Raw genomic sequence first — 19,439 nt, forward strand, 5'->3', positions numbered from 1 at the left:
CGCCGGCGGAGTGCTCTGCGTGATCCTGGTGATCACTGCCGTGGTGTCGAACATCTCGCTGATCATGTTCAAGACCGGCTCGATGTCCCCGACGATCCCGGCCGGCTCCCTGGCGGTGGTGCAGACGATCTCGGCGGAGGAGATCGCGGTCGGCGACATCGTCACCGTCGACCGGCCCGGGCAGCTACCGGTGACCCACCGGGTAATCGCCGTACACCCCCAGTTGCCCGGCGAAGCACTGATCGAGATGCAAGGTGATGCCAACCCGACCCCCGATCCGGGCCTGTACCGGGTGCGGGAGGTTCGGCAGGTGCTGTGGTCGATCCCCGGTGCCGCGTACGTCGTTGTGTGGTTGTCGAATCCGTACGTGCTCGGTTCGATCACCCTCGCCGCCGCGGCGCTGGTGCTATGGGCGTTCTGGCCCCGCCGCGACGAGAGCACACCTCACACCGATACCGACTTGCCGGAGACACGTTCATGACCCGCAGGCGACTGCAGACGGCGCTTGCCGCAGTGGGGATCCTCGCCGTGCTCGGACTGCTCGCGATGCCCGGTTCACTCGGGTCGACGATGGCCGCGTGGAGCGACAAGGTGCTCGGCACCTCGGTCTTTAGCACCAGCACCGCCGCGAACAAGGCCTATGCCCGCGCGGTGTCGACCTACGGCAGCATCGACCGGCTGGTCACCGCACCGAGCACCTTCGGGCCGGTGCGCTCGTTCACTACCAACAACAGCTCGATCCGTTTTTCCGACAGCGGCTGGACCGAGGGCCGCGACAGCGGTCTGCTCGGCCTGGTCACCGCTGGCGGGCGGGGACGCTCGTGTAGCCGCTCCGAGATCGCCAGCCCCAATGAGTGCGCCTCGTCGGCTCCGGCTCCGGCGCCTCGGTCGTATGCGGATTCGCGGGCTACCGATCTGCAGGTCAACGTCCTCGGAGGCCTGGGCACCCTCATGTCCTCCGGCGCCGGAGAGATCGTGGCCACTGCGGCCTGTCGGCCAGGACAGACAGGGGTGGCCACCTTGACCGGCAACGCCTTCACCGTGCGCGGGACCCCTCTGGCGATTCCTGCGGCGAACACCGAGCAATCCGTCACCGTCCGACCGACCCTGTCCGCCTTCCGCTACACCGGCACGCTGCGGCATGTGCGGATCCAGGAGCACAATCGCGCCAGCTCCCAATTGTGGTTGCGCGCTACCAGTGTCGGCGCGCTCACCGGCACCCTGGAGTGGCAGGTGGACATGCTCGTCGCCTCCGCCGAATGCGGCCTGTTCCGTGACCCCTCCCCCGAACCGGGCTTCCCCACCTCCGGCATCGCGATGACCACCGGTCTGCTCGCCGCCCGGCTTGTCGAACCGCCGACTACGGCCGAGGACGGCTGCCCCGAGACGGCACCCACCGAACCCGATCCGAAGAGCGCGAGCAGCGACTCGGAGTCGACAACACCACCATCCGAACCGCTGTCACCCGCCCCTGCTGTTCTCCCGATCCCGGCTCCTGAAATCGACCCCGTCGTGGAATCGGACGCTACGCTCACCCAGCCGTGCACGACGCCGGGCCCCACCGTTCTCGACGCTCTGCCCGGACCGCAGGAGCCGACCTCGACCGGGACCGACGAGGGACAAGACCCACCGGTCATCGTCGACGAGAGCGATCGCGCGGACGACGCTCGTCCCAAGACCACCGCCCCCACCACACCCGAAGACACCCCCACCGACACTGCTCCCGACGCGCCGGACAGCCCCACCACCGAGACGCCGACGACATCGACGCCGGCCGACATGGCCACCCCGACACCGACAGAGTCATCCCCGGCGGCTTCGGCACCGGCCGCCGGTCCGACACAGCCGGTCGAGGTCGGACTCGGCACCGCGTTCGGTGTCCTGGCAGAGGACGGCACCGACCTCGGTACCGCCACCATCACCGACGTGCGCACCGATCCCGGATGCGCCACCGCAGTACACCTGCAGGTGACGACCTCCCCGACCACCGGACCTACCCGCTGGGCCTCGCTGAACCGATCCGACCTGCAGGAAATACTCGCCGACGGCACCGTCGCCCCGGTCGACGCACCCGCAGGACACTGTGTCATTCCCGGCCCTGCGGTCGCGTCGGTGCTGGATCCGGACTCGACCTCCGGTGGATGGATTCTGCTCGCTCCGGTCTCCCCCGGCTCACGGCTGATGCTGCGACCGCCCGCGACAGCCGGATGGATCTTCCCGGTCCCTGCCCCCGCCACACCGCCGGTCTCGACCACCTCCACCGTGCCGGCACCGCCCGACCCATCATCGGCTGCCGACGACCCGGACAGTGTGCCTGCCCCGTCGAATTCGGACCCGACGCCGGCCGAGGCGGACGACGACCCCGAAGCAGTGCCGCAGCCCCACGCCCCCACCGATTCTTCTGATCCGACTACGGGACCCCGGTGAGAATTCGACGGTGCCACCGGGTAATTCGCCGACATTCCGGGCCGGGGCACGCATACGACAGCGGCGGCACACGGTCCTCACGACGCCGAGTGACATGATCACCCAGCGTCGGTGAGCATCGACGTCGAACCCGGCCCAGGTGCTGTCGACACCGTGAAGAGCACGACCGCCCGCTACTTCGCACTCGACGAGGACCCCGCATCCGAGCTCGGCGACCTTTCCGGCGCATCCCGCTGCCCCGAACTCGCCTCGAAGTAACCTCTGCGTGGCAGACCCTGCAGGCGGACATCGACGCATCCCGGGCGCTGGCGGGCGCCGACCACGCCGACCTCTGATCCGATCGGAGACCCGAAGTGGGCGTGACGGGCACCGCACCGACCCTTTTCTTGACTTATTCCAGAAAAGGGGCATACTTGGTGTCATGCAACAAGGACACGAGCATCACTTCGACCCCAAGGAGCAACTGCGCTCCGTGGGTCTGCGGGTGACCGCTCCCCGCGTTGCCGTACTGAGAACCGTTGCCGAGCATCCGCATTCCGATGCGGACGGAATCGCCGCCCACGTGCGCGACGAACTCGGCTCGGTGTCGACGCAGGCCGTGTACGACGTACTCAAGGCATGCGTGGGGAACGGGTTGCTCCGCCGGATAGAACCGGCCGGATCACCCGCACGGTACGAGACCCGCATCGGCGACAACCACCACCACCTCGTGTGCCGCGCATGCGGCACGGTCGTCGACATCGATTGCGTCGTCGGGGCCGCGCCCTGCCTGACACCGTCCGACGACCACGGCTTCGTCATCGACGAAGCAGAGGTCACCTTCTGGGGCCTGTGCCCCGATTGCCGCGCCGACTAGCGCCCACTCGCTTCACCGGTGGTCCGGCCCCTCCGCGGGCCGAACCACCGGCTTCGTGTCCCGAGACCCGGAACATCCGTATACGGAGGTCACCATGACGAATGCCCGTTACACCACGAACAACGTCGGTATCCCCGTCGCCAGCGACAACGAGTCGCTCACCGCGGGCACCCAGGGGCCGATCCTGCTCCACGACCACTACCTGGTCGAGAAGCTCGCGCACTTCAACCGCGAGCGGGTGCCCGAGCGCGTCGTGCACGCCAAGGGCGCCGGCGCGTTCGGTGAGCTCGTCGTCACCGAGGACGTCTCCGCCTACACGAAGGCCAAGCTGTTCCGGCCGGGCGTGAAAACCGAGATGCTGGCACGCTTCTCGACGGTCGCCGGTGAACAGGGCAGCCCCGACACCTGGCGCGACCCGCGCGGTTTCGCTTTGAAGTTCTACACCGAGGACGGGAACTACGACCTGGTCGGCAACAACACGCCGATCTTCTTCATCAAGGACCCGATCAAGTTCCCCGACTTCATCCACTCGCAGAAGCGCCTGCCCGGCTCCGGCCTGCGCGACCACACGATGCAGTGGGACTTCTGGACCCTGCGCCCCGAGACCGCACACCAGGTCACCTGGCTGATGGGCGACCGTGGCCTGCCGCGCACGTGGCGCCACATGGACGGCTTCGGTTCGCATACCTATCAATGGATCAACGCCGACGGTGAGCGCTTCTGGGTGAAATACCACTTCAAGACCGACCAGGGCATCGAGTTCCTCACCCAGGACGAGGCCGACCGCCTCGCCGGCTCGGATCCCGACTACCACCGCGCCGACCTCTACAAGGCGATCGAGCGTGGCGAGTTCCCGAGCTGGACGCTCCACGTGCAGATCATGCCGGTCGCGGAGGCGGAGAACTACCGGTTCAACCCGTTCGACCTGACCAAGGTGTGGTCGCAAAAGGACTACCCGTTGATCAAGGTCGGCACGATGACCCTGAACCGCAACCCGCGCAACTTCTTCGCAGAGATCGAGCAGGCCGCGTTCGCCCCGTCGAACGTCGTGCCGGGCATCGGTTTCTCGCCCGACAAGATGCTGCTCGGCCGCGTGTTCTCCTACGCCGACGCCCACCGCTACCGCATCGGCGTCAACCACGCACAGCTGCCGGTGAACTCCGCGAAGGCCGCCCGTGTCGACTCCTACAGCAAGGAGGGCAACATGGCCTTCACCTTCAACGATCCGCAGACCCCGGTCTACGCACCGAACAGCTTCGGTGGTCCGCATGCCGATCCCGAGCGGGCCGGCGACGAAGGTCTGTGGAACTTCGGAACCGAGGCCGTGCGCGCGGGCTACGTGCAGCACCCAGAGGACGACGACTTCGGTCAGGCGGGCACCCTCGTCCGCGACGTGATGGACGACGCGGAGCGCGTACGCCTCGTGAACAACATCGTCGGACACGTCCTCGGCGGTACCTCGGAGGCGCTCTACGAGCGGATCTTCGAGTACTGGCGCAACGTCGACGAGGAGCTCGGCAAGCGGGTCGAGGCGGGCGTGCGCGCCGGAGCCTGACCCGTCACCGGGGGAGATGCGGCGGGATCAGAGCAGTCCCCACCAGTAGATCAGGGCTGCCAGCGCCAGCACGATCAGCGTGGTGTCCATGTCGCTCTCCCTCCATCCGACGACGACAACTCCATCTTCCTCGCAAACGAGGAATCCGGCACAGACGCCAGGGCCGTCCACCTCTCCGGTGGGCGGCCCTGCCGGCGTCTGCCGAGCATATCGGATGTTCGAACACGCGTGTGACAGGTGTGTCGGCTGTGGTTGTTAGGTTGGAGATCCGGGGCCGGCGTCGTCACGCCGGGTCGGGTTCGCGCTCGTTCGTCGAAAGGTGTTGTCCGACATGGTGATGGGTCCTACCCATGCAGTATCCGGGGCGCTGGTGGGACTCGTCGTCGCAGATCTGCTTCCTACCGACTGGGGTGCACCCGCGTCCACCGCGGAGACCTTCGCCTTCGCGGCGGTGTGTTCGGGGGCGGCCCTGCTTCCGGATCTCGACACGGCACAGTCGACGGTCGCGAGGTCGTTCGGGCCCGTGAGCCAGACCTTCGCCAGGGGCATCGACGCGGTCTCGCTCGGCTACTACTCGCTCACCAAGGGCAGCCGCGACCGGAAGCGGCGCGGCGGGCACCGCACCATGACGCACACCGCGCTGTTCGCGGCACTGCTCGGAGCCGGAGTCTCGGCACTCGTCGCGAGCTTCGGCAGGGAAGCGATCATCGGGGTCCTGTTCGTCACTCTCGGTCTCGCACTGCGCGGGTTGTTCGGGTCGTGGGCGAAGAAGCGCGGGTGGGTGGTCGTCACCCTGAGCGCGGCAGTGCTGTCGATCCTGTCGTGGACGTGGTTCCCGCAGGAGGTTGCGTCGACGGGCCTGGGGGTCGCGGTGGCCCTCGGATGCGCGACGCACTGTCTCGGCGACGCCATCACCAAGGAGGGAATCCCCTTCCTCGCTCCGTTCGTGCCCTGGCGCGGGTCGCGCTGGTGGGAGATCAAGCTGCCGTCGGCGTTGTCCATCCGTGCGGGTGGCCCGTTCGAGCTCGGCATCCTCGGTCCGGCCCTCACCGTGGCGGCGGTCGCGATGGCGGTCTGGTCGGTCGACGGCGCTCCCGAACACATCCTCGGCACATTGGAGGCGTCGGGTCTGTCGTTCTGGAGCGAGGGTGCCGCACACCGGTAGCGGTACTGGAGAATAGAGAGAACTTGTTCTATTTTCGCGGAGTCCGCGCCCGCAGAACAGAACGGAACCCGCCCTCGTGAGCGCTCGAGCCTCTGGTCCCACCCTCAGCCGTCGCGGTCTTCTCGGAGCAGCCGCCGGAGCAGCCGTCCTTGCAGGCACGGGATGGACGCTCGCGGGTGCGGTACCGCTCGGCGACCCGGCAGCCACGATCCCGGCGCCGCCGGACTTCCCGGCCGACATCCCGCTCTCGCAGCAACAGTTCGTCAACTGGGCGAAGACCATCCGGTTCGACGCGGTGTGGACCGCGACCGCGCGCACCGCCGACGACGTCGTCCGCCTCGCGAACTGGGCGCACGCCCACGGCTTCCGCATCCGTCCCCGCGGATCGATGCACAGCTGGAGTCCGCTCACCCTCGAGGCCGGGCAGGACATCGAGAACGTCGTGCTGGTCGACACCATGTCGCAGCTGAACCAGGTCGTCGTCGACGCGGACACCGCACCTCCGCGCGTGACGGCCGGAGGGGGCGCGAGCATCGAATCCATCCTCACCACGCTCGAAGCGAACGGACTGGGCTGGGCCAACTCGCCCGCCATCGGCGACATCTCCATCGCGGGGGCACTGTCGATCGGTGCCCACGGAGCCACCTACCCGGCGGCGGGGGAGACGGTGATCCCCGGCCAGTCGTTCGGCTCCCTGTCCAATCTCGTCCTGGCTCTGACCGCCGTGGTGTGGAACCCGTCGGCCGCTGCCTACGAACTCCGCGAGTTCCGCCGCGCCGAACCGGAGATCAGACCCCTGCTCGCCCACCTCGGACGCACCTTCGTCACTTCGGTGACGCTGCAGGCCGGAGCGAACTACCGGGTGCGCTGCCAGAGCTTCACCGACATCCCGTGGCGCGAACTGTTCGCCCCGCCCGGCTCGCCGGGGCGCACTTTCGAGCGCTACGTCGAGGAGCACGGGCGGGTCGAGGCGATCTGGTTCCCCTTCACCGAGACACCCTGGCTCAAGATCTGGTCGGTCTCCCCGGAGAAGCCCGCCGCCTCCCGCGAGGTGCAGGATCCGTACAACTACTACTTCTCGGACAGTCTGCCAGAGGAACTCACCGACCTGCTGGGACAGGTCGTGCGTGGCGCCCAAGGCGTCACACCGACCTTCGGTGCGTCGCAGTTCGGTGCGGTGGCAGCGGGACTCGCAGCGACCGGCACGAAAGATCTGTGGGGCTGGTCCAAGGACCTCCTGTTCTACCTGCGCGCCGCGACCCTGCGCGTGGTCGCCGGTGGCGGTGTCGTCGTGACGAGACGCGACAACATCGCCCGCGTCATCAACGAGTTCACGACGTGGCTGCACGAGCGGATGACGCACTACGCCTCGCTCGGGCAGTACCCCGTGAACATGCCGTTCGAGGTACGTCTGTGCAAGGTCGACGACGCCGACGAGGTGCTCGTCGACGCCGCCGGTGTGCCCGACCTGTCGCCGGTGCGTCCCCGCCCCGACCGGCCCGACTGGGACACCGCGATCTGGATGAACGTCGTCTCCATCCCCGGAACGGCGGGGATGCCGGCCTTCTTCCGCGAGATGGAGCAGTGGATGGCCGCCCACTACTCGGGCGATTACGCGACCTTCCGGTCCGAGTGGTCGAAGGGTTGGGCGTTCGACGACGAGGGCGGCTACCGCGACCCCGGTTTCCTCGGTGAGACGGTGCCGGCCATGTACCGCACCGGCCTACCGTCCGGGCAGGGTTGGGACGCCGCGCTCGCGGCTTTCGAGCAGTACGACCCGCACCGGGTGTTCAGCAACCGGTTCCTCGACCGGTTGCTGCCCTGACCGTCGACGAACGATGAAATCAGTCCTCGTCGGAGTCCATCGGTAACGGTCCCGGTTGCGCCGTCTGCTGGGGAGCGGCGGGAACCCATACCCGTAGCGGCTGCACCACCTCGCCGTAGAAGGCGTCGGCCGACGACGTCACGCTCGTGATGAAGCCCGTCGCGGTACCGGACGAGCGGCGACTGCCCAGCGGGAACGTCTGCTCGAGAGTGAAGGACACGATGTCGCCGACGCGACCCTCGGTGAGGACTCGAGGGTCGGTACGCACGGTGTCGAGATGTTCACACGCTTCGTTGCCACGCTCGGAGAACACCGCTTCGAGCTGCACGTTCCCAGGCGCGGTCTTCAACTGCTTGACCAGCCACGACACCCGCTTGCGTGATGTGCCTTCGTCGGGCGCATCGACGGTCGTGCGACAGCGGACCTTGTTGGTACGCAGGTCCGCCGAGACCGCGAGATCGCCTGCGGTATCCGGAATTCGCAGCACGGCTTCGAAGACTCCGTCGGTCGCGAGGCGGTCGGCGACGTGGGCGTTCCGTGCGTCCGGATCGGTCGCGAAGCGGCGCGGCAGCACATGCGTCACCGGGACCCCGAGTTCTGCGGTGAACCGGAGTGCCAGGTGGCGAGCCAACGCGACCCAGGTGCTCGCAACGGCGAGCGCCTTGGAGTCACCGGCCCGGAGTGTGCCCGCGGTGACGGCGTCGCGAACAGCGACCCAGTGACGTCCCATATCGACGAATTCCGAGACCCCGCTGCGAGGGTGATCGATATAGCGTAGGAACTCACGGAGGATCCAGTCCTGGAGATCGCTTTCCAGTTCGCCGTGGGACAGCACCATGCGTGCTTCGTGAGCGATCTCCGCCCATGCGATGTGCCGAAGCGAGACCTTGGCGAGCTTGCGCCGGTCCACTGCGACGGGCAGTTCCCCCGCCGACGCGGGAATGTCGTTGGAGATGCTGACGACGACGTCGTACTTCTTGCGACGCGCGACATCGAGGTAGTTCTCGAGCTGTTCACGCTTGAGTTTGCCGTTGCCCGTCTTCACCTCGACCAGGCCCGTCCACCGTCGGCTTCCTCGCGCGACCTTGAGTACCGCATCGGGTACCACCCGCGATTCACCTCGCTCGTACGGCACCTCCAGGTAACCCTCGAAAGCGCCGGCGGGAGCGCCGAGACGAAGGCACACGGCACGAGCGAACGGGGGCACTGCCTGCATGGTCGCGACGAGCGCGGAAGTCGCTCGACGTTCCTGTTCGTCACCCGCACCGATTCCGGCTACGGAGAAGAGGCGCGCGGGTTGCCAGCTCTCCTGCTCGGCTTGGGAGAAGGTGATCGGCTTCGGCTTCCGGGCGGTTCGTTTGGTCGTACGTACGCCGGACTGCTTTCGTGCGGGAGTGGCGGTCGTCGCGGCAGGAGCGGGCTCGGGAGTCTGCGGAGGAACGGTGATTTCCTCGTCTGCGGAGACCGAAGTCGTCGAGAGAGGCGTCCGATCGTCGTCCTCGGCGGCGTCGTCCACCTCCACGCCGTAGTCCTGTGCCAGTCCGGCCAGACCGGAGGCCCATCCCTGTCCGATCGCACGGACCTTCCAGGCGCCGTCCCGGCGGTAGACCTCGCCGAACACGAATGCGGATTCGGTGTTCGCGTCCGCAGTGATGTACTCGGCCACGGGGCGACCTGTCGGATCCACGACCCGCAGGGTCAGCTTCCCGAGGTCGCCGAAGGTGCCGTCGTAGAGGCTGCCTGCCAAGGCGATCGTGTGTACATCGTCGGGCACCGTCGCGAGATCGATGCTGATGCGTGCCTGCGCGCCTTCCTCCGTCGCTCCGTTCCCCAGGAACCGGACGGAACCGTCGGCCGATTCCGGCTGGTTGTAGAAGACGAAATCCGCGTCGGACCTCACCTTGCCCGAATCGGCGAGGAGCAGCGCCGAGGCGTCGACCTCGGTGTCCGCTTCCGTCCAGCCCAGGACGATGTCGACTTGCGAGACGTCTGTCGGAAGCGGCATGTTCTGCCCCTTGACGAGAACCGGGAAATCCATCGGGGGCACCTTCGTTCCAGTGTCGGTCGTGCGCGCGATATCGAGCGCTACGGACACATCGAAGGGAACGGCTCCGATGTTTCACGGTGCACGTGAGTAGCTCGTCAGGACCCGGATGCGCCGCAGCAGGCTCGCTCAGCACCCCGTGTGCGAGAAGGCCCGCATGTAGCCGGCGGTCTGATAGGCGTACGCCCATGCCCAGTACGACAGGGCGATGTCGGCCGGGCTGGCGGCCATGATGAGTTCGCCGTCGAAGCATCGGTCGAGGATGAAGCGCGCGCGGGAGACGTGCGGCACGAACGTCACGACGATGACGCTGTTCCAGCCGCGCTGCTCCGCGAGACGACGCAGTTCCATGGCCTCACCGCGCGTGGTCGGCGGGTCCGGTTCGAAGCACGTGACGGGGAATTCGTAGCGCGGGTGGTCGCACAGGTCCGTCAGCCAGACGTCCTTCGCGCCGTTGGGATTCGACACCACGACCTCGGGTGCGAAGCCTTCGAGTGCGAGTTCGAGCGCGTAGGGATAGCGCTCGTAGATCGCACCGCCGAGGACGAAGATCGCGTCCGCCCGGCGATACGGGCTGAGGTTCTCGATCTCGATCTGCGGGGCCACGTAGACGGGAAGGCCCGCGGCGATGATCGCGCACGCGACGAGCACGAGGACGGCGAGCCACCGTCGTCGCCGGGGGCGTGGTCTGGTGAGTGTGGAACCTCCGGAATTCTCCGGTGCGTCCTGCCGGGAGGCCCTGTGTCGTCGCGTCATCCGCCGAGTCCGTTCCCGCCCGACCAGAGCCGAGGCGTCTCACGAGTGCGGTGCCGCCTTTCAGTTTAAGGTATTCAAGTCTGTTTCAATCCCTAAAAACCGACTTGAAGAATTTTTTGTGACGGGAGGGGACGTCCTTTTCCGGAGAGGTGAACAAGGTGCCCCGGAATGCGGTCAGGGCACCTTCTCCGTGAGGAGAAAGTGCCCTGACGAGTTCTTCCACGAGTCGGGGTGGCGGGATTCGAACCCACGACCTCTTCGTCCCGAACGAAGCGCGCTACCAAGCTGCGCCACACCCCGTATTGAACCTCGGTCAGCTTACAACACGAGTCCGCAGAAGATTAAATCGGCTGGTCAGCGACGTAACCCGGCGCGCTCTGCCGAATCACCGCTGGCCTGCTGCGCGGTGTCGCGCGAGGCCGGAACGAGGGTCAGCAGGGTGGCCTCCGGACGGCAGAGGAACCGGGCGGGAGCGAACGGCGACGTGCCGATACCCGCGGAGACGTGCAGTCGCATGTGGGCACCCCAGCGCGACGCGCCCTTCACCCGCGACCGGTCGATCCCGCAGTTGGTCACCAGCGCGCCGTAGAACGGCAGGCACAGCTGGCCGCCGTGGGTGTGGCCCGCCAGAACGAGGTCGTAGCCGTCCTCGGCGAAGCGATCGAGCACCCGCGGCTCGGGGGAGTGAGTCATGCCCAGTCGCAGATCGGCCGAGGGATCGGCCGCACCTGCGATCGTCTCGTACCGGTCGCGGTCGAGATGCGGGTCGTCGACACCGCCGACGGCGATGCGCACGCCGCCGATCTCGATGTCGCGGCGCACGTGCGTCATGTCCTGCCAGCCACGTTCGGTGAACGCCGCACGCAGGTCGCCCCACGGGAGCGGAGGCCCGTAGACGCGGTCGTGGTCCTTGTCGAAGTAGGCCAGCGGATTCTTCAGCACGGGAGCGAAGTAGTCGTTGCTCCCGAAGACGAACAGACCCGGGCGGGCGAGGAGTCCGCCGAGGGCCTGGACGACGGCCGGAACGGCCTTCGGGTGCGACAGGTTGTCGCCCGTGTTCACGACGAGATCGGGCTCGAGGCCGTCGAGTTCGCGCAACCAGTTCTGTTTCAGCTTCTGATTGGGAGTCATGTGCAGGTCGCTGATGTGCAGGACCCGCAGTGTCGACGCGCCGGGCGCGAGCACCGGCACCGTGACCTCGCGAAGGGTGAACGCGTTCCGTTCGATCAGCGTGGCGTAACCGAGGCCGAGAGCGGCGGCGCCGGCAGCACCGAGGGTTACGCGGCGAATTGCAGACAGGTCAGGCACTTCTCCAGCGTACCGCCGTGCGTGGTCCTCGCACGTGGTTCGCCTGTCCCGCGTAGCGTTTCCGGCATGAGCGACACCACATCCTCCCTCGAATCCAGGCTGCGGACCGACCTGACCGCAGCGATGAAGGACAAGGACAAGCTGCGGACCGAGACCCTCAGGATGCTGCTCGCGGCGATCCGGAACGAGGCGGTGTCCGGCAAGGAGGCGCGTGAGCTGTCCGACGACGAGGTGCTCCAGGTCCTCGCGAAGGAATCGAAGAAGCGCGGCGAGGCCGCCGAGGTCTACACCGAGAACGGACGCGGAGAGCTCGCGGCCAAGGAGCACGCCGAGGCGCGGATCATCGACGAGTACCTGCCCACCCCGCTCACCGATGCCGAACTAGTCGACGTCGTCGACACCGCCCTCGCGCGCGTTGCGGAGGAACTCGGCACGCGGCCGGGTCCGAAGAACATGGGCCAGGTGATGAAGGCCGCCACCGAGATCGCGGCAGGCAAGGCCGACGGCAAGCGCCTGTCCGCAGCCGTGCGTTCACGCCTGTAAACCGACCGTGGAAGCCCTGCGGCTCAGTTGTCGGGGCGGCTCGGTGTCGTCGTGGGAGTGGACTCCTCCTCCGCCGGCGGACTCGACTCGCTCTGCTCGAGCTCACGTCCCGGGATGGGCGCGGGCGTCGACCGGCGGGTCGTGTCGGGCACCTCGCGGTCGCGCGGGCGGGCCGGGGTGGCGCTCGTGGTGGGAGCGACGCGGACCGATCCGTCGCTGATGAACAGCGTGACCGTCGATCCCGGGACGGCCGAGCCGCTCGGGGACGTACCCGTCACCGTTCCGGCGCGTTCCTCACCGGCGATCGTCGCCTCCGAGACCGAGAATCCGGCGTCCTGCAGTCGCTGCACCGCGCGGTCCTTCGACAGGCCCGTCACGTCCGGAACCTGGGCGTTGCCCGCGCCGCGGACGTACCGGGGATCGGGGGCGGGCAGTTCGATGGAGCCGAACTTGTTCGCCACCGGCAGCATCGCTGAGAACCATGTCCGCGCCGGTTCGGTACCGCCGAAGAGGTTGCCGTCGTAGCAGGGGCGGACCGGACCCGAGCAGATCTGGCCGGGAGTGGGGGAGTCGCCGTAGGTGTAGACCACGCCGGCGAACCGGTTGGTGAAGCCGAGGAAGGCCGACGACATGTGCGACTCCGTCGTACCGGTCTTCGCCGCGACCGGCAGGTTCCAGCCCACCGACCCCGCGGCGCCCGAAGCGGTACCGCCGGCGGCGGTGTCCTTGCTCATCGCCGTCGTCAGGGTGTCGGCCAGACCGGGCTCGACGGCCTGCTCGCACGCCTGCTGCGTGATCGGCACGGGCTTGCCCTCGCGGTCGAACACCCCCTCGATCGGGGTGGGCGGGCACCACTTGCCGTGCGAGGCGAGGGTTGCCGCGACGTTCGACAGCTCCAGCGCGTTGATCCACGTCGGGCCGAGCGTGTACGAGCCGAGGTGCTGGTTCTTCTGCATCTCGGCCATCGACTGGTCGCCGAAGCCGGAGGTGCGGGGCTGCAGGTACGACCGCAGACCCAGGCGCACCGACATGTCGACAACCGCGTCGACGCCGGTCGCCTCGATGAGCTTGACGAACGCCGTGTTCGGTGACTGTGCCAGCGCGTCGGTCACCGACAGTCGCGACGGATACGGCGCGGCGTTCTCGACGCAGTAGTAGTTGGCCGGGCAGCCGCGGGCACCGCCGTCGCCCAGACCGCGGGCGTTGTAGCGGGACGGGACGTCGAGCACGGCGGAGGTGCCGAGACCCTGTTCCATGGCGGCGGCGACGGTGAAGATCTTGAAGATCGACCCGGCGCCGTGACCGGCCAGCGAGTAGGGCTGCGGCTGGACCGTCTCCTTGGCCTCGGCGTCGAGACCGAACTTGCGGCTCGACCCCATGGCGAGGACCTTGTGCGAATCCTGGCCCGGCTCGATCACGTTCATCACCGAGGCCACGTCGTCGACGGTGGGGCTGGTGAACCGGTCGAGCGACTCTTTGACGGAGTTCTGGACCTCGGGGTCGAGGGTCGTGCGGATGAGATATCCGCCCCGGTCGATCTGCTCGCGCGACAGGCCCGAGTTCTCGAGATACTGCAGCGCGTACTCGCAGAAGTAACCGCGGTCGTCGGCAGCGATGCAGCCGCGGGGGAGCGTGTTGGGCTCGGGCAGCACGCCGAGCGGCAGTTCCTTCGCGGCGCGGATCTCGTCGGCGCGCTCCGGGATGTTGTCGATCATCGTGTCGAGCACGATGTTGCGACGGGCGAGCACGCCGTCGGGATTGGTGTACGGGTTCAGCGCCGAGCTGGACTGCACCATGCCCGCGAGCATCGCGGCCTGCGGGATGTTCAGGTCCTTGGCGTCGATGCCGAAGTAGGTCTGGGCGGCGTCCTGGATGCCGAACGAACCGTTGCCGAAGGGGACGAGGTTCAGATAGCGGGTGAGGATCTCGTCCTTGGTGAGCTGATCGTCGAGGGTCAGCGCCATGCGGATCTCACGGATCTTGCGGGCCGGCGTCGTCTCGATCGCCGCGCGGCGTTCGGCGTCGGTCTTCGCGATCACGTGGAGCAGGTAGTTCTTGACGTACTGCTGGTCGATCGTGGAGGCGCCCTGCTCGACCTGACCGCTCGTGGTGTTGGTGAGGAACGCGCGGATGGTGCCCTGCCAGTCGACGCCCTGGTGCTCGGGGAACCGCTTGTCCTCGATCGAGACGATCGCCAGTTTCATCTCGTTGGAGATCTGGTCGCTGGGCACCTCGAAGCGACGCTGGTCGTAGAGCCACGCGATCGGCTCGCCCGCCTTGTCGACCATGGTCGTCACGGCTGGGACGACACCTTCGACGAGCTCTGCGGAACTGTTGTCGACGGTGTCCGCGGCTCGGTTCGAGACGTACCCGAAACCACCCGCGGCCGGGAAGAGCATCCCTGCTACGAGAACGCCGCCGAGGGCCGTGCAACCAGCGAGCTTCGCCACCGTTCTTCGGATCGACACGCCTACACACTACGTGGCGAGGGACCGGCCGGCCGTTTCCAGGGAGCGGGCGTGGCACGACGGGCGAGGTGAAAACGCCTCCGACGTGGGACTTTGTACGTGCGTACCAGAAAAGGTTTCGTTCGCCTTGCGCGTGGGCATCAGTTTACCTAGATTGAGACATCAGTGTGACGCAGATAACACCTTGACGGGCAGGTTTTGCGCCGTTGCGGCACACGGACGGCGCAGACCTCGAACACCGCGAACCGGCGTTCGGAAAGTAAAGGGGCAACTGAATGCACATGACCACCCCGACGACCCGACTCGACGTCGACCAGGCCGAAGCGCGTATCGCTTGGGTCTCCAAGGCTCGCTGCCGCGAAGTCGATCCAGATGAACTGTTCGTGCGTGGCGCAGCGCAGCGCAAGGCTGCGGTGATCTGCCGGCACTGCCCGGTGATGCTCGAGTGCGGGGCGGACGCCCTCGACAACCGTGTCGAGTTCGGCGTGTGGGGAGGCATGACGGAGCGGCAGCGTCGTGCTCTCCTCAAGCAGCATCCCGAGGTCGAGTCCTGGGCCGATTTCTTCCAGGCGCAGCGACAGCACCAGAGCGCGGTCTAGTCACCACCTCACCGGTACACGAACCGCCGAGATCATGACCCGCGAGACATCACGCCTCGCGGGTCAATTGCTCGCCCACCGCCCGCAGCGCCTCGAGATCCGAGACCTCGAAGGGCAGCGAGGGCACCCCGACCACGGGGACGGCAGGGTTCGCCGCGGTGAAGTTGCGTAGCAACCGCAGCTCCCGCTTGGCGATCACGGCCCGGTGCGCGTGGATGCGGAGAACGGCCTCAGCGGCCTTCGCGTCCACGCCCTCCTCCTCGGCGAGCTGGTCCGCCGCGGCGAGGGCGTGATCGGACGGCAACGCCGACAGTGTCGGATGGGTGCGGTTGAGCACCAGGCCCGACAGCGGCATGCGATCGCCCGACAGTCGTTCGACGAAGAACGACGCCTCGCGCAGGGCATCGGGTTCGGGTGCCGCGACCACCATGAAGTGGGTTCCCGGCTGCTGCAGCAACCGGTAGGTGCGGTTGGCGCGCTCGCGAAAGCCCCCGAACATCGAGTCCAGCGACTGCACGAAGGCCGACGCATCCGACAGCATCTGGCTCCCGACGATCGTCGAGACCGCCTTGAGCGCGAGCCCCATCGCGCCGGTCACCAGGCGGCCGAAGCCACGCCCGGGTGCCGTGAAGATCCGGATCATCCGCCCGTCGAGGAAGGCCCCGAGCCGCTGGGGAGCGTCGAGGAAGTCGAGCGCGTTCCGGGACGGCGGGGTGTCGACAATGATGAGATCCCACTCGTCGCTCTGCGCGAGCTGACCGAGCTTCTCCATCGCCATGTACTCCTGCGTGCCGGAGAAAGACGACGCCACGGTCTGATAGAAGGGGTTGTCGAGGATCTGCTGGGCCTTCTCCGGCGTCGAGTGCTCGAGCACCATGTCGTCGAAGGTGCGACGCATGTTGAGCATCATCGCGTGCAGCTCGCCCTTCGCCTCCGGCCCGAGCTCCACCTTCTGCGGTGAATTGTCGAGCGAGGCGACCCCGAGGGCCTGTGCCAGTCGCCGCGCCGGGTCGATCGTGAGCACCACGACGCTACGGCCCCGCTCGGCCGCGCGCAACGCGAGCGCCGCGGCGGTGGTCGTCTTGCCGACACCTCCCGACCCGCAGCACACGATCACCCGGGACGAGCGGTCGTCCAGGATGCGGGCGACGTCGAGGACCTTCCGGATCGGTGCGTTCATCGGACACCCTGCTCGGCAAGGACGTCGGCGAGTTCGTAGAGGCCACCGAGATCGACACCGTCGGCGAGGGCCGGTAGGGACATGCGTGCCACCTTCACTTCGTCGAGTTGAGCGGCGCTCACCTGTTGCGCCTGGAGTACCGCGGCGTGCTCGATGGTCTCGGTCAGCAGGCCGGCGAAATCGTCGTCGGAGAGCTTGATGGACACCTTCTCCAGCGTCGTCCGGATCGCGGGCCCGGCGATGCGGCCGGCGGCGACGTCGTCGACGAGTTCCTCGGGCAGGTGCTCGGGAGCGGTGCGGTTGACGATGACCGTCCCCATCCGGAGATCGGCGGCCTCGAGCTCCTCCACCGCGTCGGCCGTCTCCTGCACGGGCAGAGCCTCGAGTAGGGTCACCAGATGGACGACGGTCTGGTCGGAGTGCAGCAGCCGGACCACACCCTCGCTCTGCGACCGGATCGGACCGGACTTCGCGAGATCGGCCATGGCCTTGGTGACGTCGAGGAAGCTGCCGATGCGGCCGGTGGGCGGGGAGTCGACGACGACCGCGTCGTAGACGGGTGCGCCCGACGCGTCGGTCCGTACCACGGTCTCCTTGATCTTGCCGGTGAGGATGACGTCGCGCAGACCCGGCGCGAGCGTGGTCACGAACTCGATCGCTCCCATCCGTCGCATCGCGCGACCTGCGAATCCGAGGTTGTAGAACATGTCGAGGTATTCGAGGAAGGCCGCCTCGATGTCGATCGCGAGAGCCGAGACCTCACCGCCACCCGGTGCGGTCGCGATTTTCGTCTCGACCGGCGGGAGCGGCGGCACGTCGAACAGCTGCGCAATGCCCTGACGTCCCTCGGTCTCGACGAGCAGAACCTTGCGACCTCCGGCGGCGAGCGCCAGTGCGAGCGCCGCGGCCACGGTGGACTTCCCGGTGCCACCCTTGCCGGACACGAAGTGCAGTCGCGCCTGGGCGGCGCCTGCCGGCCATTCGCCGGAATGTGATGTCGGAGATGCCACGATCACGAGCCTATAAGTCGTGGACGGTGAACGGTGCCGGATAAGGTCAGGATATGAGTGAAACCACCACATGGGAATACGCAACCGTGCCGCTGCTCACGCACGCGACCAAGCAGATCCTCGACCAGTGGGGTGCCGACGGCTGGGAGCTCGTCACCGTCCTGCCCGGCCCCACCGGTGAGCAGCACGTCGCCTACCTCAAGCGTCCGAAGGGCTGATCGGTGTCGCACAACACCTGGAGCGAACGCCTGACCGAACTCGGCATCACCCTGCCGCCGGTCGCCGCCCCGGTGGCGGCCTACGTACCCGCCGTCCGCAATGGCGACGTCGTCTACACCTCCGGTCAGCTGCCGCTGGCCGACGGGAAGCTGACGCACACCGGCAAGGTGGGTGCCGAGGTGTCAGCGGAGGAGGCGAAGACCGCGGCCCGCACCGCCGCGCTCAACGCGCTCGCCGCAGTCGACGGTCTCGTCGGACTCGACAACATCGCGAGCGTCGTGAAGGTCGTCGGCTTCGTGGCGTCCGCCGAGGGCTTCACCGGACAGCCCGGCGTCATCAACGGCGCGTCGGAACTGCTCGGGGAGATCTTCGGTGAGGTCGGCGCGCACGCCCGCTCGGCCGTCGGCGTCGCCGAACTGCCCCTCGGCGCTCCCGTCGAGGTCGAGCTGATGGTGGAAGTACGCTGACGCCACCTCCCCGATCGGAGGCGGCTCCCGACGGATCCGACACGAGAGGCACATGTGATGGCGCTGGTCCACCCCGCCTACGCGCAGCTGCGCCAGGTCACCGAGAACGCCGCGGTGATCCTGGCCGAGAACCCCTCGATCATGTCCCTCGAGGGAACGAACACCTGGATCCTCCGGGCACCCGGCAGCGACGAGTGCGTCGTGGTCGATCCGGGTCCCCTCGACGAAGGCCATCTCGAGCGGATCGCGCAGGTGCCGGTGGCGGCGACCCTCATCAGTCACCGCCACTTCGACCACACCGAGGGTGCCGAGCGTTTCTCGCAACTCGCGGAATGCCCGGTGCACGCAGTGCTGCCGGAACACCGCCACGGCGGTGGGCAGCAACTGTCCGGCGGTGACGTCGTCGAGGCGGCGGGTCTGCGCATCCGGGTCGTCGCGACCCCGGGGCACACCGCCGATTCGCTGTCGTTCGTGATCGAGCAGGACCGCAGTGTTCTCACTGCCGACACCATCCTCGGCCGCGGCACGACCGTGCTCGACGACTCCGACGGCGACCTCGGCGACTACCTGCGGTCGTTGAGGTCGCTCATCGGTCTCGGCGGTGGCTACACGGTGCTGCCCGGGCACGGCCCCGAGCTGCCCGACCTCGAGACGATCGCGCGGGAGTACCTCGCGCACCGGGAGGGTCGGCTCGAGCAGGTGCGCGGTGCGCTGCGCACCCTCGGCGCCGAAGCCACCGCACGGCAGGTCGTCGAGCACGTCTACGCCGACGTCGACCCCTCGTTGTGGGGTGCGGCGGAGAAGTCCGTCAACGTGCAGTTGGAGTACCTGCGCAGCCACGGTTGAGTCGAAGCAGCCGGACGGCTGGGTCGAAGCAGCTACGGCTGGGATACGCACATACGAAAGGCCGGGGCGCGGCGAGCGGCCCGGCCTTTCGTATGTGCGTGGGTCAGCGAGCGCGACGCGCCAGACGCGGCCGGTCGGTCATAACCCCCCCGTTTTGCGCGCGGCGCCCGC

General features: G+C 67.7%; 19 protein-coding genes and 1 tRNA gene. 12 read left to right on the forward strand and 8 right to left on the reverse strand.

What is annotated here, in order from left to right; genetic code table 11:
* The 5 genes from A5767_RS12625 to A5767_RS12640 all read left to right on the forward strand — a co-directional run.
* Nucleotides 1-481 (forward strand): signal peptidase I (locus tag A5767_RS12625; RefSeq protein ID WP_231913182.1); only part of this gene is annotated, 481 nt, incomplete at its 5' end.
* Nucleotides 478-2,427 carry a hypothetical protein gene (locus A5767_RS12630; RefSeq protein ID WP_064852435.1) on the forward strand — a complete coding sequence of 650 codons (1,950 nt, stop codon included), beginning with the start codon at nucleotides 478-480 and terminating at the stop codon, nucleotides 2,425-2,427. The genes A5767_RS12625 and A5767_RS12630, both read left to right, overlap by 4 nt.
* A gap of 111 nt (nucleotides 2,428-2,538) precedes the next feature.
* Entirely contained in the window at nucleotides 2,539-2,685 is a 147-nt protein-coding gene (locus tag A5767_RS23110) for a hypothetical protein (protein ID WP_019290233.1), read from the forward strand.
* A gap of 163 nt (nucleotides 2,686-2,848) precedes the next feature.
* The gene (locus tag A5767_RS12635; protein ID WP_024102806.1) at nucleotides 2,849-3,283 is read left to right on the forward strand and encodes a Fur family transcriptional regulator; all 435 of its coding nucleotides are present in this window, start codon (nucleotides 2,849-2,851) and stop codon (nucleotides 3,281-3,283) included.
* Between the two features lie 94 nt (nucleotides 3,284-3,377).
* Nucleotides 3,378-4,838 carry a catalase gene (locus A5767_RS12640; RefSeq protein ID WP_064852436.1) on the forward strand — a complete coding sequence of 487 codons (1,461 nt, stop codon included), beginning with the start codon at nucleotides 3,378-3,380 and terminating at the stop codon, nucleotides 4,836-4,838.
* Nucleotides 4,839-4,865: 27 nt separating this feature from the next.
* On the opposite strand, the gene A5767_RS23115 is transcribed toward A5767_RS12640, so the two are convergent.
* The gene (locus A5767_RS23115; RefSeq protein ID WP_019290230.1) at nucleotides 4,866-5,009 is read right to left on the reverse strand and encodes a hypothetical protein; all 144 of its coding nucleotides are present in this window, start codon (nucleotides 5,007-5,009) and stop codon (nucleotides 4,866-4,868) included.
* Between the two features lie 160 nt (nucleotides 5,010-5,169).
* On the opposite strand from A5767_RS23115, the gene A5767_RS12645 reads away from it, so the two are divergent.
* Both A5767_RS12645 and A5767_RS12650 read left to right on the forward strand, forming a co-directional pair.
* On the forward strand, nucleotides 5,170-6,003 hold the full coding sequence (locus A5767_RS12645) for a metal-dependent hydrolase (RefSeq protein ID WP_024102807.1): 834 nt from the start codon (nucleotides 5,170-5,172) through the stop codon (nucleotides 6,001-6,003).
* Between the two features lie 76 nt (nucleotides 6,004-6,079).
* On the forward strand, nucleotides 6,080-7,828 hold the full coding sequence (locus A5767_RS12650; RefSeq protein WP_064852437.1) for a cholesterol oxidase substrate-binding domain-containing protein: 1,749 nt from the start codon (nucleotides 6,080-6,082) through the stop codon (nucleotides 7,826-7,828).
* A 19-nt stretch (nucleotides 7,829-7,847) separates the two neighbouring features.
* On the opposite strand, the gene A5767_RS12655 is transcribed toward A5767_RS12650, so the two are convergent.
* The 4 genes from A5767_RS12655 to A5767_RS23925 form a co-directional block, all read right to left on the reverse strand.
* Nucleotides 7,848-9,866 carry a TerD family protein gene (locus A5767_RS12655; RefSeq protein WP_006552437.1) on the reverse strand — a complete coding sequence of 673 codons (2,019 nt, stop codon included), beginning with the start codon at nucleotides 9,864-9,866 and terminating at the stop codon, nucleotides 7,848-7,850.
* Nucleotides 9,867-10,001: 135 nt separating this feature from the next.
* Nucleotides 10,002-10,523, reverse strand: a complete 522-nt coding sequence (locus A5767_RS12660; protein ID WP_039586643.1) for a YdcF family protein — start codon at nucleotides 10,521-10,523, stop codon at nucleotides 10,002-10,004.
* 331 nt (nucleotides 10,524-10,854) lie between these two features.
* Nucleotides 10,855-10,928 (reverse strand) — tRNA-Pro (locus A5767_RS12665).
* Between the two features lie 54 nt (nucleotides 10,929-10,982).
* A complete protein-coding gene (locus A5767_RS23925) occupies nucleotides 10,983-11,936 on the reverse strand; it encodes a metallophosphoesterase (protein ID WP_064852438.1) in 954 nt (317 codons plus the stop codon).
* A 66-nt stretch (nucleotides 11,937-12,002) separates the two neighbouring features.
* Here A5767_RS23925 and A5767_RS12675 point away from each other — a divergent pair, with 66 nt between their 5' ends.
* Nucleotides 12,003-12,479, forward strand: coding sequence for a GatB/YqeY domain-containing protein (locus tag A5767_RS12675; RefSeq protein ID WP_006552434.1), 477 nt, complete (start codon nucleotides 12,003-12,005; stop codon nucleotides 12,477-12,479).
* A 23-nt stretch (nucleotides 12,480-12,502) separates the two neighbouring features.
* On the opposite strand, the gene A5767_RS12680 is transcribed toward A5767_RS12675, so the two are convergent.
* On the reverse strand, nucleotides 12,503-14,929 hold the full coding sequence (locus tag A5767_RS12680; protein WP_033097907.1) for a penicillin-binding protein: 2,427 nt from the start codon (nucleotides 14,927-14,929) through the stop codon (nucleotides 12,503-12,505).
* Nucleotides 14,930-15,222: 293 nt separating this feature from the next.
* On the opposite strand from A5767_RS12680, the gene A5767_RS12685 reads away from it, so the two are divergent.
* Complete coding sequence (locus A5767_RS12685) at nucleotides 15,223-15,546, forward strand: WhiB family transcriptional regulator (RefSeq protein ID WP_006552432.1); 324 nt, start codon at nucleotides 15,223-15,225, stop codon at nucleotides 15,544-15,546.
* A gap of 49 nt (nucleotides 15,547-15,595) precedes the next feature.
* Here the strand turns inward: A5767_RS12685 and A5767_RS12690 are convergent, their stop codons facing one another.
* Together A5767_RS12690 and A5767_RS12695 are read right to left on the reverse strand one after the other, a co-directional pair.
* Entirely contained in the window at nucleotides 15,596-16,726 is a 1,131-nt protein-coding gene (locus A5767_RS12690; protein ID WP_006552431.1) for an ArsA family ATPase, read from the reverse strand.
* Nucleotides 16,723-17,739, reverse strand: a complete 1,017-nt coding sequence (locus A5767_RS12695; RefSeq protein ID WP_371683113.1) for an ArsA family ATPase — start codon at nucleotides 17,737-17,739, stop codon at nucleotides 16,723-16,725. The genes A5767_RS12690 and A5767_RS12695 overlap by 4 nt, the downstream gene beginning before the upstream one ends.
* Nucleotides 17,740-17,789: 50 nt before the next feature.
* Here A5767_RS12695 and A5767_RS23120 point away from each other — a divergent pair, with 50 nt between their 5' ends.
* Genes A5767_RS23120 through A5767_RS12705 form a run of 3 tightly spaced genes read left to right on the forward strand, consistent with a single transcriptional unit; the run spans nucleotide 17,790 to nucleotide 19,268 of the window.
* Nucleotides 17,790-17,954: a DUF4177 domain-containing protein gene (locus A5767_RS23120; RefSeq protein WP_006552429.1), complete on the forward strand. Its 165-nt coding sequence runs from the start codon at nucleotides 17,790-17,792 to the stop codon at nucleotides 17,952-17,954.
* Nucleotides 17,955-17,957: 3 nt separating this feature from the next.
* Entirely contained in the window at nucleotides 17,958-18,422 is a 465-nt protein-coding gene (locus tag A5767_RS12700; protein WP_006552428.1) for a RidA family protein, read from the forward strand.
* Nucleotides 18,423-18,479: 57 nt separating this feature from the next.
* On the forward strand, nucleotides 18,480-19,268 hold the full coding sequence (locus A5767_RS12705) for an MBL fold metallo-hydrolase (protein WP_019290225.1): 789 nt from the start codon (nucleotides 18,480-18,482) through the stop codon (nucleotides 19,266-19,268).
* The last annotated feature ends 171 nt before the right edge of the window (nucleotides 19,269-19,439 follow it).

Origin of the sequence: Rhodococcus sp. 852002-51564_SCH6189132-a (assembly GCF_001665495.1) — a bacterium.
Classification (GTDB): domain Bacteria; phylum Actinomycetota; class Actinomycetes; order Mycobacteriales; family Mycobacteriaceae; genus Rhodococcus; species Rhodococcus pyridinivorans.